Source organism: Micromonospora sp. NPDC051924, assembly GCF_055586005.1.
Genome location: NZ_JBVJJA010000014.1, coordinates 147,390 through 163,056 on the forward strand (window position 1 = coordinate 147,390; position 15,667 = coordinate 163,056).

Below are 15,667 nucleotides of genomic sequence, written 5' to 3' on the forward strand. Positions count from 1 at the left end.
GGGAAGCGTGCCGCCGGACTCCTCCGGACGGCACGACCAGCACGGCCGTCCGGTGCGGCCGGACCGGGATTCCCCGGCCGCACCGGCGGGCCGACCCGACGACGACGGGGAGGAAGCATCATGCGTACGGGTGTCTGGCTGGTGGGAGCGCGCGGCTCGGTCGCGACCACCAGCATCGTCGGGGCGCTGGCCCTGCGGGCCGGGCTCACCGGTCCGACCGGCTGCGTCACCGAGCTGCCCGAGCTGCGGGGGCCGGCCCTGCCCGCCTTCACCGACCTCGTCCTGGGCGGCCACGACGTGGTCGCCACCCCGCTGGCCAAGCGGGCCGAGGCGCTCGCCGCCGCCGGGGTGCTGCCCGGGCGGCTGGTCGACGCCCTCGCCGGTGAGCTGGCTGGCGTCGAGGAGGAGCTGCGGCCCGCCCCCAGCGGGGGCACCCAGGCGGACCGGATCGACGCCGTGGCCCGCGACCTGACCGCGTTCCGGGACCGGCACGGGCTGGACCGGGTGGTGGTGGTCAACGTCTCCGCCACCGAACCGGCCGCCACGCCGCACCCGGCCCACCAAGACCTCGCCGCGCTGCGCGCCGCGCTGGCCGGCCCCGCCGACGTGCTGCCGCCCAGCTCGTCGTACGCGTACGCGGCGTTCACCGTCGGCTGCCCGTACGTCGACTTCACCCCGTCCACCGGGGCACGGCTGCCCGCCCTCGCCGAGCTGGCCGCCGAACAGGGCCTGCCGTACGCCGGCCACGACGGCAAGACCGGGGAGACCCTGGTCAAGTCGGTGCTCGCGCCCATGTTCGCGATGCGGCACCTGGCCGTGCGCTCCTGGTCCGGGGTCAACCTGCTCGGCGGCGGGGACGGCGCCACGCTGGCCGAGCCGGCCGCCAACGCCGCCAAGGTGGCCAGCAAGCAGCGGGTGCTGGGGGAGACCCTCGGCTACGTCCCGGAGGGCGACACCCGGATCGACCACGTGGCCGAGCTGGGCGACTTCAAGACCGCCTGGGACCTGGTCACCTTCGCCGGGTTCCTCGGCACCGGGATGCGGATGGAGTTCACCTGGCACGGCTGCGACTCCGCGCTCGCCGCCCCGCTGGTGCTCGACCTGGCCCGGCTCACCGCCGCCGCGCACGCCGCCGGGCGTACCGGACCGCTGACCGAGCTGGCGTTCTTCTTCAAGGACGGGCTCGGCGCGCCCACCCACGCGCTCGCCGAGCAGTGGACGCTGCTGCGCGAGTTCGTCGCCGGCCTGCACGCGGGAACGGCGCGATGACGCGCCTCGCCGACCTCGCCGAGCTGGTCCGGGCGCCCGCCGCGCTCTCCGTGCCGGGGGACGTGCTGGCCGGCGCGGCGGCGGCCGGCACGCTGGACCGGCGTACGCCCGCGCTGGCCGGGGCGTCGGTGCTGCTCTACTGGGCCGGCATGGCCGGCAACGACTGGGCCGACCGGCGGCTGGACGCGGTCGAGCGCCCCGAGCGGCCGATCCCGTCCGGCCGGGTCCGCCCGGCCGCCGCGCTCGGCGTCGCGGCCGGCCTGACCGCCGCCGGGGTCGCCCTCGCCACCGCCGCCGGGGGCCGGCGGGCCGCCGCCGTCGCGGTCCCGCTCGCCGCCGCGATCTGGGGGTACGACCTGCTCGCCAAGGACACCGCCGCCGGTCCCGCCGTGATGGCCGCCTGCCGGGGCCTGGACGTGCTGCTCGGCGCGAGCGCCGGGCCGGCGGCCCCGGCCGGGCGCGGGCTGGTCCGGGCGGTGCCGGCGGCGCTGACCGTGGCCGCGCACACCTGGACCGTCACCGCGCTGTCCCGGCGCGAGGTCTCCGGCGCGGACCGGCGGCTGCCCCGGGCCACCCTGGCCGGCACCGCCCTGGTCGCGGCCACCGCGCTGGGCCGGGCCGACCCGGTCCCGATGGCGCTGGCCGCCGGCTACGCCACCCGCTACGGGGCCGCGCAGGCCCGGGTGCTCGCCGACCCGTCGCCGCCCCGGGTACGCGCCGCCGTCGGCGCGGGCATCACCGGGCTGCCCGCGTTGCAGGGCGCGCTGACCGCCCGGGCCGGTTCGCGGTTGCTCGGCCTCGCCGTCGCCGCCGCCGCGCCGCTCGGCCGCCGCCTGGCCCGACTGATCTCACCGACATGACCGCCTCACCGCCGCCCCCGCCTGACCGCCCGCCGCTCGACCCGGCCGCCCTCCGCTTCGGGTACGGCACCAACGGCTTCGCCAACCACCGCCTCACCGACGCGCTCGCGGTCCTGGCCGACCTCGGCTACCACGGGGTCGCGCTCACCCTGGACCACGACCACCTGGACCCGTTCGCCCCCGGCCTGACCCGCCGGGTGGCCGCCGTCGCCAACCGGTTGAGCGCCCTCGGCCTCGGGGTGGTGGTCGAGACCGGGGCCCGGTACCTGCTCGACCCGTGGCACAAGCACGCCCCGACCCTGCTGCACGACGACCCGGCGCTGCGGATCGAGTTCCTCCGCCGGGCCGTCCGGATCGGCGCGGACCTGGGCGCGGAGGCGGTCTCCTTCTGGGCCGGCGTACGGCCGCCCGAGGTGCCGGCCGACGTCGCCCGGGACCGCCTGGTCGCCGGCTGCGCCACCGTGTGCGCCGAGGCCGAGGCGGCCGGCGTGCCGCTCGGCTTCGAGCCCGAGCCGGGAATGCTGGTCGAGGACATCGCCGGCTGGCGGTGGCTGCGGGACGCCCTCGGCGCGCCGCCCCGGTTCGGGATCACTCTCGACATCGGGCACTGCCGCTGCCTGGAGCCGGCTCCGGTGCCCGACTGCGTGGCGGCGGTCGCCGACCATCTGGTCAACGTGCAGATCGACGACATGCGCCGGGGCGTCCACGAGCACCTGGAGTTCGGTACCGGCGAGATCGACTTCCCGCCGGTGCTGCGCGCCCTCGCCGACGCCGGCTACCGCGGGCTGGTGGCGGTGGAGCTGCCCCGGCACTCGCACGCCGCGCCCACCGTCGCCGCCCACTCGCTCGACTTCCTGCGCACCGCCGCCAAAGGCGGTGGCTGACCACCTGCCACCCGGCTCAGAGGGGAGACGGCATGACACCCGACGGACTGCGCGCCGCGCTGCGCGGCGTACCCGATCCGCAATGGCTGGACGCGGCGCTGCGCCGCGTCGCGACCGAACCCACCGCGATCCCGCGGCTGTTCGCCGCCGCCGCCCGGCGGTGCGGTCGGGGGCCGCTGCCCGACCCGCCCGGCTGGACCGTCGACGAGGCGGCCCGGGCGCTGCTGCTCACCGCCCTCCCCGGCGACCACGCGTTCGTGGCCGACTCGCTCTACCGGCACGGCGACGCCGCCGAGAAGCGGGCCGTGCTGCGGGCCCTGCCGCTGCTGCCCATCGGGGCCGAGTGCGTGCCGCTGCTGCACGACGCGATCCGCACCAACGACACCCGGCTGATCGCCGCGGCGCTCGGCCCGTACGCCCGGCACCTGGAGCAGGCGGCCTGGCGGCAGGCCGTGCTGAAGTGCGTCTTCACCGGCGTGCCGTTGGCCGCCGTGGACGACCTGGACGGCCGGGCGGACGGCGAGCTGGCCACCATGATGGCCGCGCTCGCCGCCGAACGGCACGCTGCCGGCCGGACCATGCCCGCCGACGCCACCGACCTGCTCGTCCGACTCGGCGCCGGCTCGCACCCCACCACCGCCAGGGAGGCGTGATGCGCATCTTCGATCCGCACATCCACATGACGTCCCGGACCACCGACGACTACGAGCGGATGGCCGCCGCCGGGGTACGCGCGGTGGTGGAGCCGGCGTTCTGGCTCGGCCAGCCCCGCACCAGCGTCGACTCCTTCGTCGACTACTTCGACTCGCTGGTCGGCTGGGAGCCGTTCCGGGCCGGGCAGTTCGGCGTCCGGCACCATGCCACCGTGGCGCTGAACCCGAAGGAGGCCAACGACCCGCGCTGCCGCCCGGTGCTCGACGTGCTCCCGCGCTATCTGGACAAGGACGGCGTGGTCGCGGTCGGCGAGATCGGCTACGACTCGATGACCCCGGCCGAGGACGCCGCCTTCGCCGGCCAGCTCGCCCTGGCCGTCGCGCACGACCTGCCCGCCCTGGTGCACACCCCGCACCGGGACAAGGCGCGCGGGGTCGAGCGCACCCTGGCGGTGGTGGCCGAGTCCGGCATCGACCCCGGGCGGGTGCTGGTCGACCACCTCAACGAGGTCACCGTGAAGCTGGTCCGGGACACCGGCTGCTGGCTGGGCTTCTCCATCTATCCGGAGACCAAGATGTCGCCGCCCCGGATGGTCGAGCTGCTGAGGACGTACGGGACCGAGCGGATGCTGGTCAACTCGGCCGCCGACTGGGGGCGCTCCGACCCGCTGCTCACCCGGGCCACCGGGGAGGAGATGCTGCACGCCGGGTTCACCGAGGACGACGTGGACCAGGTGCTGTGGCGCAACCCGGTCGAGTTCTACGGCCAGTCCGGGCGGCTGGACCTCAGCGACCTGGACGCCCCGGCGCCCACCTTCGCCGGCAACTCCATCCTGCGTGGGGGCGAGTGATGCGGTTCCGGCACGCCGACGGCAGCACCGTCCACCTCGGCTACTGCACCAACGTCCATCCCGCCGAGGACCTGGCCGGCGTCCTCGCCCAGCTCGACGCGTACGCGGTCGGGGTCCGGCGGGCGCTCGACACCGACCTGCTGGGCCTGGGGCTCTGGCTGGCCGCGCCGGTCGCCGCGGAACTCGCCGCCGACCCGGCGGCCCGCCGCCGGCTCCGGCACGAGCTGACCGTACGCGGGCTCGAGGTGGTCACCCTCAACGGCTTCCCGTACGCGGCCTTCCAGGCGCCGGTGGTGAAGGGCGCCGTCTACCACCCGGACTGGACCACCCCGGAACGGCTCGGGTACACGCTCGACCTGGCCCGGGTGCTGGCCGACCTGCTCCCCGACGACGCGGCCCGCGGCTCGATCTCCACCCTGCCGCTGGCCTGGCGTACGCCCTGGGACGCCGGCCGGGCCGACGCCGCCCGGCGCCGCCTCGACGAGTTGGCCGCCGGCCTCGCCGCGGTGGAGCGGGAGACCGGCCGGGTGATCCGGGTCGGCTTCGAGCCGGAGCCGGGTTGTCTGGTGGAGTCGACGGGACAGGCGGGCGGGGTATTGTCAACCATGGATACCGACCGGCTCGGGATCTGCCTGGACCTGGCGCACCTCGCCTGTGCCTGGGAGGAGCCGGTCGAGGCGCTGGGCCGGCTCCGGGCCGCCGGGCTGCCGGTGGTCAAGGTGCAGGTCTCCGCCGCCCTCGCGGCGGCCGAGCCGGCCGAGTCCGTCGAGGCGCTGCGCCGCTGGGTCGAGCCGCGCTTCCTGCACCAGACCCGGACGGCCGGCTGCGCGGGCACCGCCGACCCGGCCCACCCGGCGTACGCGGCCGACGACCTGGACGTCGCCCTCGACGCGTGCCTGCCCGGGCCGTGGCGGGTGCACTACCACGTGCCGCTGCACGCCCCGCCCGAGCCGCCGCTCACCTCGACCGTGCCGGTGCTGCGGGCCGCCCTCGCCGCGCTCTTCGCCGGACCGGTCGCCGGCTGCGACCACCTCGACGTCGAGACGTACACGTGGGGGGTGCTGCCGGCGGCGCGGCGGCCGCGCACCGACCCGGAGCTGGCCGCCGGCATCGCCGCCGAGCTGGCCTTCACCCGCGACGAGCTGGCCGGCCTCGGGCTGGCCACGACGGTGGGGGTGGCGCGATGAGCCGGCGACTGGTCGTGCTGGACGTGGTGGGGCTGACCCCGCGGCTGCTGGCGCACATGCCCCGGCTGCGCGCGGTGGCCGAGGCCGGCTTCGCCGCCGAGCTGGGCACCGTGCTGCCGGCGGTCACCTGCTCGGTGCAGTCCACCTTCCTCACCGGCGAACCGCCGTCCGGGCACGGCATCGTCGGCAACGGCTGGTACTTCCGCGACCTCGGCGAGGTGTTCCTCTGGCGGCAGCACAACGCGCTGGTCGGCGGGGAGAAGCTGTGGCAGGCCGCCCGGCGGGTGGAGCCCGGCTACCGGGTGGCCAACGTCTGCTGGTGGTACGCGATGGGCGCCGACGTGGACTGGACGGTGACGCCCCGGCCGATCTACCACGCCGACGGGCGTAAGGAGCCGGACTGCTGGACCGACCCGCCCGAGCTGCACGACACCCTGACCGACGCGCTCGGCACCTTCCCGCTCTTCACCTACTGGGGGCCGGGGGCCGGGTTGCCCTCGTCCCGGTGGATCTGCCGGGCCGCGGAGAAGATCCTCGCCGAGCAGTCGCCCGACCTGACCCTGGTCTACGTGCCGCACCTCGACTACGACCTGCAACGGTTCGGGCCGTCCGGGCCGGAGGCCGCCGCCGCGGCGGCGGAGCTGGACGCGGTGCTCGCGCCGCTGCTCGACGCCGCCCGGGCGCGGGAGGCCACGGTGGTCGTGCTCTCCGAGTACGGCATCACCGACGTCTCCCGGCCGGTCGACGTCAACCGGTTGCTGCGCGCGGAGGGGTTGCTGCGGGTCTACACCCAGGCCGGGATGGAGTATCTGGACCCGTGGACGTCGCGGGCCTTCGCGGTCGCCGACCACCAGGTGGCGCACGTGTACGTGAAGGACCCGGCGGACGTGCCGGCGGTGGCGAAGCTCTGCGCGGCGCTGCCCGGGGTGGCCGAGGTGCTGGACGCCGCCGGCCAGGCCGGGTACGGGCTGGACCACGCCCGCGCCGGCGAGCTGGTGCTGGTGGCCGAGCCGGACGCCTGGTTCACCTACTACTACTGGCTCGACGACGCCCGCGCGCCCGACTTCGCCCGGCTGGTGGAAATTCATCGGAAGCCGGGTTACGACCCGGCCGAGCTCTTCTTCGACCCGGCCGGCCCGGGTGCCGCGAAGCGGCGCGCGGCGGTGGCGCTGGCCCGCAAGAAGCTCGGGATGCGTTACCTGATGAGCGTGGTCGGGCTGGACGCCGGGGCCCGGGCGGTACGCGGCTCGCACGGCCGGCTGCCCGCCGATCCGGCCGACGGGCCGGTGCTGCTCTGCTCCGACCCCGCCGCGGCCCGGGACCGGGTCGCCGCCACCGACGTGAAGGCACTGCTGCTCCAGCTCGCCGGACTGGCCTCGGAGGCGCCATGACCCTCACCGTCGTACCGACCGACCCGACCCTGCTGCGGGACCGCTTCGACGCCGCGCTCGCCGCGTTCCTGCGTGAGCGGCGGCCGGGTCGGTCGGACGACGGGACACTGGCCGTGCACGCCGTGCTCCGCCGGTTCGTCCTCGCCGGTGGCAAGCGGCTGCGGCCGCTCTTCTGCTACTGGGGCTGGCGGGGTTCCGGCGGCCCGGACGGCCGGCCGATCGTGGTCGCGGCGGCGGCGCTGGAGCTGTTCCACGCCTTCGCCCTGATCCACGACGACATCCTCGACGGCAGCGACCGCCGGCGCGGGAAGCCCTCGGTGCACCGGATCTTCGCCGACCTGCACGCCCGCGCCGGCTGGCACGGCGATCCCGAGGCGTACGGCCGGGACGCGGCCCTGCTCTGCGGCGACCTCTGCGCCGCCTGGTCGGGGCAGATGTTCCACGGCTGTGGGCTCGACCAGGAGCGGATCCGGCGGGGGCAGGTCCTCTTCGCCCGGATGCGGGCCGAGGTGATCGCGGGGGAGTACCTGGACGTGGTGGGCGCCGCCGGTGCGGGCTCGGTGGCCGACGCCCTCACCGTGATCCGGTTGAAGACGGCCCGCTACACGGTGACCCGACCGGTGCAGATCGGCGCCGCCCTGGCCGGCGCGGACCCGGACGTGGTGGCGGCGCTGGCGGGCTTCGGTGACCCGCTCGGCGAGGCGTTCCAGCTCCGCGACGATCTGCTCGGCGTCTTCGGCGACCCGGCGGTCACCGGCAAGTCCAACCTGGACGACCTGCGCGAGGGGAAGTCGACGGTGCTGCTGGCGCTGGCCCGCGCCGGGGCCGGGCCGGCCCGGGCGGCCCGGCTGCGGGCGCTGGTCGGCGACCCGGGCCTGGACCAGGCGGGCGCCGCCGAGGCCCGCGGGATCATCGAGGCCACCGGCGCGCGGGAGCGGGTCGAGGGGATGATCCGGGCGCGGGCCGACGCCGCGCGGGCCGCGCTGGCCCAGCTGCCGCTGGCGGAACCGGCCCGGGGCGCCCTGGCGGACCTCGCGGCGCGGGCGGTCGACCGGCGGCACTGAGCCCTTCCGCGCCGGCCCCGCTCGACCGTAGAGTGGGGGCGGCGACCGCGAGGTGGCCGGTGACCCGCCGGGAGGCGCAACCCGACGGGCCCAGGCGCGACCGCGCCCACCGGTGCTTCGACGAGGTCGCCCGCACCCGGTCGCCCTCGCCCCGGTCCGCTACGGAATCCCCCATCACGACAGGGGAGAAGGACAATGGCGCGACCCATCACGCTCTTCACCGGCCAGTGGGCCGATCTTCCGTTCGACGAGGTCTGCCGGCTGGCCGCCGAGTGGGGGTACGACGGGCTGGAGATCGCCTGCTGGGGCGACCACTTCGAGGTCGACAAGGCGCTCGCCGACGACTCGTACGTGGACCGGAAGCGGGCCACCCTCGCCAAGCACAACCTCCAGGTCTTCGCCATCTCCAACCACCTGGTCGGCCAGGCGGTCTGCGACCACCCGATCGACGAGCGGCACCAGGACATCCTCCCGGCCCGGATCTGGGGCGACGGCGAGCCGGAGGGCGTCCGCCGGCGCGCCGCCGAGGGGATGAAGGACACCGCGCGGGCGGCGGCGAAGCTCGGCGTGCGGACCGTCATCGGCTTCACCGGCTCGTCGATCTGGCACACCCTGGCCATGTTCCCGCCGGTGCCGCCGGCGATGATCGAGCGCGGCTACCAGGACTTCGCCGACCGGTGGAACCCGATCCTCGACGTCTTCGACGAGGTGGGTGTGCGCTTCGCCCACGAGGTGCACCCGAGCGAGATCGCGTACGACTACTGGACCACGAAGCGGACCCTGGAGGCGATCGGCCACCGGCCGGCGTTCGGGCTGAACTGGGACCCGTCGCACTTCGTCTGGCAGGAGCTGGACCCGGTCAACTTCATCTTCGACTTCGCCGACCGGATCTACCACGTCGACTGCAAGGACGCGAAGGTGCGTACCGGCGACGGCCGGCGCGGGCGGCTCTCCTCCCACCTGCCCTGGGCGGACCTGCGGCGGGGCTGGGACTTCGTCTCCACCGGCCACGGGGACGTGCCGTGGGAGGACTGCTTCCGCGCGTTGAACGCGATCGGCTACGACGGCCCGATCTCGATCGAGTGGGAGGACGCCGGCATGGACCGCCTGGTCGGCGCGCCCGAGGCGCTCCAGTTCGTCCGCCGGCTCGCGTTCGACGCCCCGGCGGCCGCCTTCGACGCCGCCTTCAGCAGCAGCCGGGACTGAGTTTGCCGCCCGCTACGAACTTGATGACGTGAACGACTCGCCGCCGCCCGGCCGGCCCGCCGGCCGTCCGACCCGGTGAATCACCTGCGTCATCAAGTTCGTAGCGTCCGGATCGGTGTCTTGCCGCCGGCACGGTCACGGGCGGTCGCAGCGGGGATACGGGGAACTCAGCAGGCCGCGAAGACCTGCTCGCTGACCAGCCGGGCCGCGCCGACCAGACCGGCCCGGTCGTCGAGGTCGGACAGGACGATCGGCATGCTTCCGGTGGCCAACGGCGTCGACCGCCGGTAGACCACCCCGCGGATCTCCGCGAGCAGGATCGGGCCGAGGCCGGCGGTCGCGCCGCCGATGATCACGAGGGCCGGGTTGACGAAGCTCACCAGGCCGACCAGCACCTGCCCGAGCCGGCGGGCGGCGTCCCGGACCAGCGTCTGGGCGCCCGCGTCGCCGCCGGTCGCCGCCCGGGCCAGGTCCGCCACCGTCAGCGTCCCGGCCTCGGCCAGCCGGTCGGCGAGCGCCGTCGAGCGTCCGGCCCGCGCGGCGGTCACCGCCTCGCGCACCAGGGCGGCATCACCGCAGTACGCCTCGACGCAACCGGTGTTGCCGCAGCCGCAGAGCGGCCCGTCCTCGGCGAGCTGGAGGTGGCCGACATCACCGGCCCCGCTGGTCGCGCCCCGGTAGAGCGTGCCGCCCAGCACCAGCCCGCAGCCGACGGCGTTGCCCAACTTCACGTACAGGAAGTCGTCGAACGGGCGGCCGGTGCCGGCGTGCCGCTCGCCGAGGGCCATCACGTTGGCGTCGTTGTCGACCTGCACCGGGCACCCCAGCTCCGCGGTGATGGTGTCGCGGACCGGGAACCCGTGCCAGCCGGGCAGCGCGGGCGGGGCGACCGGCGCGCCGTCCCGGACCGCGACCGGCGCGGGCAGCGCCACGCCGACCCCGGTCAGCCGGGCCAGCCCCGCCTCGGCCCGGAGCTTGCCGAGGAGTTCGACCGCGCGGCCCACCACCGCCTCCGGCCCGAGCCGGACGTCCACCGGCTCGGTGCGGCGGGCCAGGACGGTCAGCTCACCGTCGGTGAGGGCGACGTCGAGCCGTCCGTCGCCGAGGACGACCGCACCGAAGCGCACCTGCCCGCCGAGCCGCAGCAGGGACGACCGGCGACCGCCCCGGGAGGCGGCCGGCCCGGCGGCCTCCACCAGGCCGAGCGCCGTCAGCCGTTCCACCTCGGCGGCGAACCGGGCCCGGGGCAGGCCCAGGACGTCGCTGAGTTCCGCCCGCGAGCGCGGTCCGTCGTCGCGCAGCAGGCACAGCAGCCGTACCTGGTCCGCGTTCTCCGGTCCGACCATGCTCATCGCGATCACCTCCCTCCGGAAATGTGCCACATCCCGGTCACGGGCGGGTGACGCGGAGGGGCCGCCCCCGGTTTCCCGGCGGCGGCCCCTACGGTTCGTTCGGGTCGATCAGCCCCGCAGACTCGCCATGTGCTGGTAGCTGACCTCGGCGTAGCGCAGCGACCGGCCGGGGTCGGCGGTGCCGCCGGGCGCGGTGTCCTGCTCCCACATCGGGTTGTGGTAGCCCTTGGCGCCCATGTTGGCGAAGAAGGTGCCGTAGTCGATGTCGCCCTCGCCGAGCGGCACCATGTCGTACCCGTTGGTGGTGCTGGTGTTGATCTTGCCGTCCTTGGCGTGGAACAGCGGGAACCGGATCGGCTGGGCGGCGACCACGGCCAGCGGGTCGAAGATGCTGGTCTGGGTCACCCCGTCCGGGTCGGTGTAGCTGCGGTACCGGTACTGCGCCACGTGCGCCCAGTAGATGTCCATCTCGAACCAGACCCACTCCGGGTTGGTCCGGGCGATGAAGTACTCCAGCTTCCGGACGCCGGAGGACCGGGTCGGCCGGCCCGACGCGTCCAGCGGCCCGCTGTCCAGCAGGAAGTTGTACGCCGCGTCGTGGTTGTGGGTGTACAGCTTCAGCCCCCGGGCGGCGGCCATCTCGCCGAAGAAGTTCCACCGGTCGACGGCGGCGTCCCAGTCGGCCTGGTAGTTGCTGCCGGTCGGGTCGCTGCCGGTGCCGATGTGCGACATGCCGAGGATCTCGGCGGTGTCCAGCGTCTGCTCGAACTGGGCGATGGTGGTCGGGTTGACGGCGCCCGGGACCGAGGCGTGCGAGCCGTTGGCGCGCAGCCCGTTGTCGTCGAGGATCTGGCGGATCTCCGCCGGGGTGATCTGCCGGCCGAGGATCGAGGTGTGCTGGGTGTACCCGGCGAACTCGACCTCCTGGTAGCCGATCTCGGCGAGCCGGGCGAGCACCCGCTCGAACCCGTACGGCACCCCGGTGCCGTCGTCGGCGGCGCCGATCCGGTCGCGGACGCTGTAGAGGATGATGCCCCGCTTGCCGGTGGGGACGAGCAGGCCGTTGCCGGCGAAGGCGGCCGACGGGGCGAAGCCGGCGGCGCCGACGGCGACGGCGCCCGCCGCCCCGGCGATGGTGCCGAGCATCCGGCGGCGGCTCATCCCGTGCGATGTGTCGTTCATGTCCTGGCTGCCTTTCTCAATGGTGCTGGGCTGGTGTGGGGAGGTGGTGGGTGGGGCCGCCACTGCGGCGGCGACCCCACCCCGGGAGTCACGGCGTGACGCCGATGCCCTGGCCGGTGAAGTCGACCCAGTTGAGGTTGCCGAAGCCGCTGGTCGGACCGCCGGAGACGGTGGTGAAGACCAGGTAGAGCTTGTGCGAACCGCCCGGGTCGGTGATCGGCACGGTGGTGCCGGTGAAGGCGTTGTTGCCGCTGGTCGCGTTGACCGTGGCGGTGGTCAGCAGCGGTCCGGTGGGGGAGTCCAGCCGGAACTCGACACCGAACCGGGGCTGCCCGGCGGTGGCGGCGCTGCCTCCGGAGGTCCGCAGCGTCACCGACTGCATGTTCTTGAGGTTCACCGTGTTGTTGATCGCGATCCAGTCGCCCGGGTCGAGGCTGCCGCGCTGCTGCCCGCCGCCGGTGTCCGCGCTGGTGCCGACCGTGGTGCCGGACTCGTCGGTGGCGAACTCGACCTCCTGGCGCTTGGCCTGGACGATCTGCTGGTCCAACGTGGTCAGCGCCGGCTGCCCGTTCGCCCCCTTGTCGCTGTACGACGCGCTGACCACGCCGTAGATGTAGCCGCCGTGGGAGGCGTCGTCCGCGTCCGTGGGCAGTACGCCCGAGCAGCCGAACTGGTTGGCCTCGCCGTGGCCGTGGGTGTCGTGGCCGAGGACGAAGGTGACCTCGACCCTGCTGCAGTCGATCGGGCCGTCCTCCGGGTCGGTGACGGTCACCGACCAGGGGATGTCGTCGCCCCAGCTGAAGAAGCCGCCCTCGAGCGGGGTGTTGACGGTGACGGTCGGCGCGGTGTTGCCGACGGTGATGGTGGTGTTCGCCGACGCGGTCTTGCCGCTGGAGTCGGTCACCGTCAGCCGGGCGGTGTAGACGCCGTTGGCGGTGTAGGTGAACGACGGGTTCGGGTCGATCGAGTCGGTGGTGCCGTTGCCGTCGAAGTCCCAGGCGAACCTGATCGAGTCGCCCGGGTCCGGGTCCTTCGAGCCCTCGCTGGAGAAGGCGACGGTCAGCGGCGCGATCCCGTTGGTCGGGGTGGCGTTCAGCACCGCGGTCGGCGCCCGCAGGCCCTTGACGTAGCTGAACTTGAGCATCGCCGCGTCCGGGTTGATGTTGAAGAACCCGTCGCCGTACGTCAGCAGGTAGAAGTTGCCGTCCTTGCCCCAGCGCATGTCCATCGGGTTGTCGCAGAGGAACGGTTTGGTCGGGGTGGTGGGTGCCTGCCCGCAGTTCAACACATTGTTGATCTTCAGGGTGTCACCCTTGTCGTCCAGCCGGATCTCCTTGAGGGTGTCCCGGGTGAACTCACCGAAGAAGATGGCGCCGTCGTAGTACGCGGGGAACTTCGTCTCCGACCTCAGCTCCGGGTCGTAGTCGTACTTCGCCGCGCCGTGCGGGCCGACACCACCGGTCCCCAGCTCGGGGAAGAGCACCGGGCAGGTCTGGGTGGGCGTCGACAGGTAGGACTCCGGGCACGGGGTCGGCGCCTGGAACGAGTACCACAGCTCGGACTTCTCCACCGGCGGCAGGTCGGTCAGGCCGGTGTTGTGCCGCGAGGTGTTCTTCGGTGCCGCGCAGTCGAACGGGGCGACCGGAGAGATCGGGTTGGTGGTCCAGTTCATCTCGATGTACGGCAGGTTCGGCTGCACGCACATCGGCCAGCCGTAGTTCGCCGGCTTGTCGACCACCATCATGCGGCCGGTGCCCGCGGGGCCCCGCCCGACCTGCGCCACCGACGAGTCCGGGGAGTAGTCGGTGATGTAGGCGACGTCGTTCTTGTCGAGGGTGATCCGGAACGGGTTCCGGAAGCCCATCGCGTAGATTTCCGGCCGGGTCTTCTCGGTGCCGGACGGGTACAGGTTGCCCGCCGGGACGGTGTACGAGCCGTCCGCGCCGACCGTGATCCGCAGGATCTTGCCGCGCAGGTCGTTGGTGTTGGCCGAGCTGCGCCGGGCGTCGACGAACGGGGCCTGGTAGACGCCGGTGGCGCTGACCGAGTCGTTGTGCGGCGAGAAGCCACCCGACCCGCCGCCGCCGGCCGGGGTGTCGTCCCCGGTGACCAGCCAGAGGTTGTTCCTCGAGTCGAACGCGATGTCACCGGCCACGTGGCAGCAGGCACCCCGGTCGACCGGCACCTGGAGGATCTTCTGCTCGGTGCTCAGGTCCAGCGAGGGCGTCCCGCCGTCGACGAACTTGAACCGGGAGAGCTGGAAGTAGCCCTTCCACACGTCCCAGGCGTGCGGGTCGGTGCTGGTGGTCGGCGCGCTGCCGGTCGGGGTGTCCAGCGGCGGCGCGTAGTAGAGGTAGACCCACTTGTTGGTGGCGAAGTCGTTGTCGATCGCCGGCCCGTACATCCCGTCCTCGCTGTTGGTGTAGACGGGGATCTGGGCGAGGACGGTGGTCTCGTTCGTCTCCGGGTTGTGCAGCCGTACGCCGCCGCGCCGGTCGGTCTGGATCACCCGGCCGTCGGGGAGCACGTCGAAGCCGATCGGCTCGTTGACGTTGGGCTGGGCCCCGATAACCGTCATCTGGTAGTTGGCCAGCACGGTCGCGCCGCAGTCGCCGTCGGTCACCCCGGCCGCCCACTGGATCGCGCCGCCCAGGTGGGCCCGCAGGTCCACCGTGTCGTAGCTGTCGGGCGTGGCACCGAGTCCGGTGTAGAACGATCGCCCGCCCTGGTAGTCCTTGCACCAGGTGATCGGGTGGTCGAAGCCCATGGTGCCGCCGGTGTACGTCTTCTCGTCCACCGTGGCCAGCACGTGCGAGACGCCCCGGACGTTGGCCGCGAAGTTGTACCACCGGTCGGTAGTGCTCCACCGCTGCGGCAGCGTCTTCGAGGCCGGGTGGACCCGGTCGGCGACCGTGACGGTGGCCTTGCTGACCGCGGACGGCGCCCCGGTGGCCCGGGTGCCGAGCACGTTGGTGAGGAACGACCAGTCCGGTTCGGCCTCGATGGCGGAGTTGACGCCGACGAAGCCGCCGCCGTCGCGGTAGTACTGCTCGAAGGCCGCCTGCTGGGCGTCGTTGAGCACGTCGCCGGCGGTGTTGAGGAACACCACGGCGCGGAACTGCTTCAGGTGCGGTTCGTCGAACTTGCGGGCGTCGTTGGTCACCTCGACGGTGAAGCGCCGCTCCTGCCCGAGTTGCTGGATGGCCTGCACGCCGGCCGCGGTCGCGGCGTTGTTGCCGCTGGCCGACCTCGTGAAGACGAGCACCTTGTACTGGATGCCGTTGCTGTTTGGTGCCGGAGCGGTGAGCACCGGCGCGGCCTGCGCCGGGGTCGGAGCCTGCTCAGCGGTCGCGACGAGCGTCGCGCCGGCGAGAGCGAGCAGGCTGAGATGGGTGGCGGCCCTGCGGCCGAACGGTCTGCGCATCGAACCTCGCTCTGGTCGGGCGGGTCCGCCTCAGCGCCGGGACGAGGCTGAGGAGGTCGCTGGGGAGGTGACGAGAGCCTGGCCAGGTTCTACGCGAGACGATATTTGCGCGAGGGACCAAAGAGAAGAGGGTGCAGCCAAAAGTTTTCGATGAACCGGCACTACTTTTGCTCAGGATGAGCAAAAGTAGGAGTGTCGGCATACTTTTCGGACAGACGGCAGCGGGGGGGGGGGGGGGGGGGGGGGGGGGGGGGGGGGGGGGGGGGGGGGGGGGGGGGGGGGGGGGGGGGGGGGGTCGTGGGGGGTGGGGTTGTGTGTTGGTGGGTTGTGGGAGGGTGGCGCGT

The 15,667-nt window shown here is 74.0% G+C and carries 12 protein-coding genes; 9 read left to right on the forward strand and 3 right to left on the reverse strand.

Features of this window, described 5'->3' with window-relative positions; genetic code table 11:
- Positions 1-120: 120 nt before the first annotated feature.
- The 9 genes from ACZ6S5_RS14145 (at position 121) to ACZ6S5_RS14185 (ending at position 9,365) form a co-directional block, all read left to right on the forward strand.
- A complete protein-coding gene (locus ACZ6S5_RS14145; protein WP_466000514.1) occupies positions 121-1,269 on the forward strand; it encodes an inositol-3-phosphate synthase in 1,149 nt (382 codons plus the stop codon).
- Complete coding sequence (locus tag ACZ6S5_RS14150) at positions 1,266-2,129, forward strand: SCO3242 family prenyltransferase (protein ID WP_466000516.1); 864 nt, start codon at positions 1,266-1,268, stop codon at positions 2,127-2,129. Before ACZ6S5_RS14145 ends, ACZ6S5_RS14150 begins: the two co-directional genes overlap by 4 nt.
- Positions 2,126-3,013 carry a sugar phosphate isomerase/epimerase family protein gene (locus tag ACZ6S5_RS14155; RefSeq protein WP_466000517.1) on the forward strand — a complete coding sequence of 296 codons (888 nt, stop codon included), beginning with the start codon at positions 2,126-2,128 and terminating at the stop codon, positions 3,011-3,013. Before ACZ6S5_RS14150 ends, ACZ6S5_RS14155 begins: the two co-directional genes overlap by 4 nt.
- Before the next feature lie 32 nt (positions 3,014-3,045).
- Positions 3,046-3,666 carry an EboA domain-containing protein gene (locus ACZ6S5_RS14160; RefSeq protein WP_466000519.1) on the forward strand — a complete coding sequence of 207 codons (621 nt, stop codon included), beginning with the start codon at positions 3,046-3,048 and terminating at the stop codon, positions 3,664-3,666.
- Positions 3,666-4,517: a TatD family hydrolase gene (locus ACZ6S5_RS14165; protein ID WP_466000520.1), complete on the forward strand. Its 852-nt coding sequence runs from the start codon at positions 3,666-3,668 to the stop codon at positions 4,515-4,517. Before ACZ6S5_RS14160 ends, ACZ6S5_RS14165 begins: the two co-directional genes overlap by 1 nt.
- Positions 4,517-5,704 carry a metabolite traffic protein EboE gene (eboE, locus tag ACZ6S5_RS14170; RefSeq protein ID WP_466000521.1) on the forward strand — a complete coding sequence of 396 codons (1,188 nt, stop codon included), beginning with the start codon at positions 4,517-4,519 and terminating at the stop codon, positions 5,702-5,704. The genes ACZ6S5_RS14165 and eboE overlap by 1 nt, the downstream gene beginning before the upstream one ends.
- Positions 5,701-7,095: an alkaline phosphatase family protein gene (locus tag ACZ6S5_RS14175; protein WP_466000522.1), complete on the forward strand. Its 1,395-nt coding sequence runs from the start codon at positions 5,701-5,703 to the stop codon at positions 7,093-7,095. The genes eboE and ACZ6S5_RS14175 overlap by 4 nt, the downstream gene beginning before the upstream one ends.
- On the forward strand, positions 7,092-8,159 hold the full coding sequence (locus ACZ6S5_RS14180) for a polyprenyl synthetase family protein (RefSeq protein ID WP_466000523.1): 1,068 nt from the start codon (positions 7,092-7,094) through the stop codon (positions 8,157-8,159). Before ACZ6S5_RS14175 ends, ACZ6S5_RS14180 begins: the two co-directional genes overlap by 4 nt.
- 195 nt (positions 8,160-8,354) lie before the next feature.
- A complete protein-coding gene (locus ACZ6S5_RS14185; protein ID WP_466000525.1) occupies positions 8,355-9,365 on the forward strand; it encodes a sugar phosphate isomerase/epimerase family protein in 1,011 nt (336 codons plus the stop codon).
- A 167-nt stretch (positions 9,366-9,532) separates the two neighbouring features.
- Here ACZ6S5_RS14185 and ACZ6S5_RS14190 read toward each other — a convergent pair whose 3' ends face one another.
- From ACZ6S5_RS14190 to ACZ6S5_RS14200, 3 genes are all read right to left on the reverse strand, one after another.
- A complete protein-coding gene (locus ACZ6S5_RS14190; RefSeq protein WP_466000527.1) occupies positions 9,533-10,717 on the reverse strand; it encodes an ROK family transcriptional regulator in 1,185 nt (394 codons plus the stop codon).
- 108 nt (positions 10,718-10,825) lie between these two features.
- A complete protein-coding gene (locus ACZ6S5_RS14195; RefSeq protein WP_466000528.1) occupies positions 10,826-11,899 on the reverse strand; it encodes a sugar phosphate isomerase/epimerase family protein in 1,074 nt (357 codons plus the stop codon).
- Between the two features lie 88 nt (positions 11,900-11,987).
- A complete protein-coding gene (locus ACZ6S5_RS14200; protein WP_466000529.1) occupies positions 11,988-15,323 on the reverse strand; it encodes a ThuA domain-containing protein in 3,336 nt (1,111 codons plus the stop codon).
- Positions 15,324-15,667 lie beyond the last annotated feature (344 nt).

Bases quoted from the DNA above. Each gene is read 5' to 3' on its own strand.
- ACZ6S5_RS14175 (WP_466000522.1), top strand. From the start codon at position 5,701: ATGAGCCGGCGACTGGTCGTGCTGGACGTGGTGGGGCTGACCCCGCGG.
- ACZ6S5_RS14145 (WP_466000514.1), top strand. From the start codon at position 121: ATGCGTACGGGTGTCTGGCTGGTGGGAGCGCGCGGCTCGGTCGCGACC.
- ACZ6S5_RS14165 (WP_466000520.1), top strand. From the start codon at position 3,666: ATGCGCATCTTCGATCCGCACATCCACATGACGTCCCGGACCACCGAC.
- ACZ6S5_RS14180 (WP_466000523.1), top strand. From the start codon at position 7,092: ATGACCCTCACCGTCGTACCGACCGACCCGACCCTGCTGCGGGACCGC.
- ACZ6S5_RS14190 (WP_466000527.1), bottom strand. From the start codon at position 10,717: ATGAGCATGGTCGGACCGGAGAACGCGGACCAGGTACGGCTGCTGTGC.
- eboE (WP_466000521.1), top strand. From the start codon at position 4,517: ATGCGGTTCCGGCACGCCGACGGCAGCACCGTCCACCTCGGCTACTGC.
- ACZ6S5_RS14160 (WP_466000519.1), top strand. From the start codon at position 3,046: ATGACACCCGACGGACTGCGCGCCGCGCTGCGCGGCGTACCCGATCCG.
- ACZ6S5_RS14195 (WP_466000528.1), bottom strand. From the start codon at position 11,899: ATGAACGACACATCGCACGGGATGAGCCGCCGCCGGATGCTCGGCACC.
- ACZ6S5_RS14185 (WP_466000525.1), top strand. From the start codon at position 8,355: ATGGCGCGACCCATCACGCTCTTCACCGGCCAGTGGGCCGATCTTCCG.
- ACZ6S5_RS14200 (WP_466000529.1), bottom strand. From the start codon at position 15,323: ATGCGCAGACCGTTCGGCCGCAGGGCCGCCACCCATCTCAGCCTGCTC.
- ACZ6S5_RS14155 (WP_466000517.1), top strand. From the start codon at position 2,126: ATGACCGCCTCACCGCCGCCCCCGCCTGACCGCCCGCCGCTCGACCCG.
- ACZ6S5_RS14150 (WP_466000516.1), top strand. From the start codon at position 1,266: ATGACGCGCCTCGCCGACCTCGCCGAGCTGGTCCGGGCGCCCGCCGCG.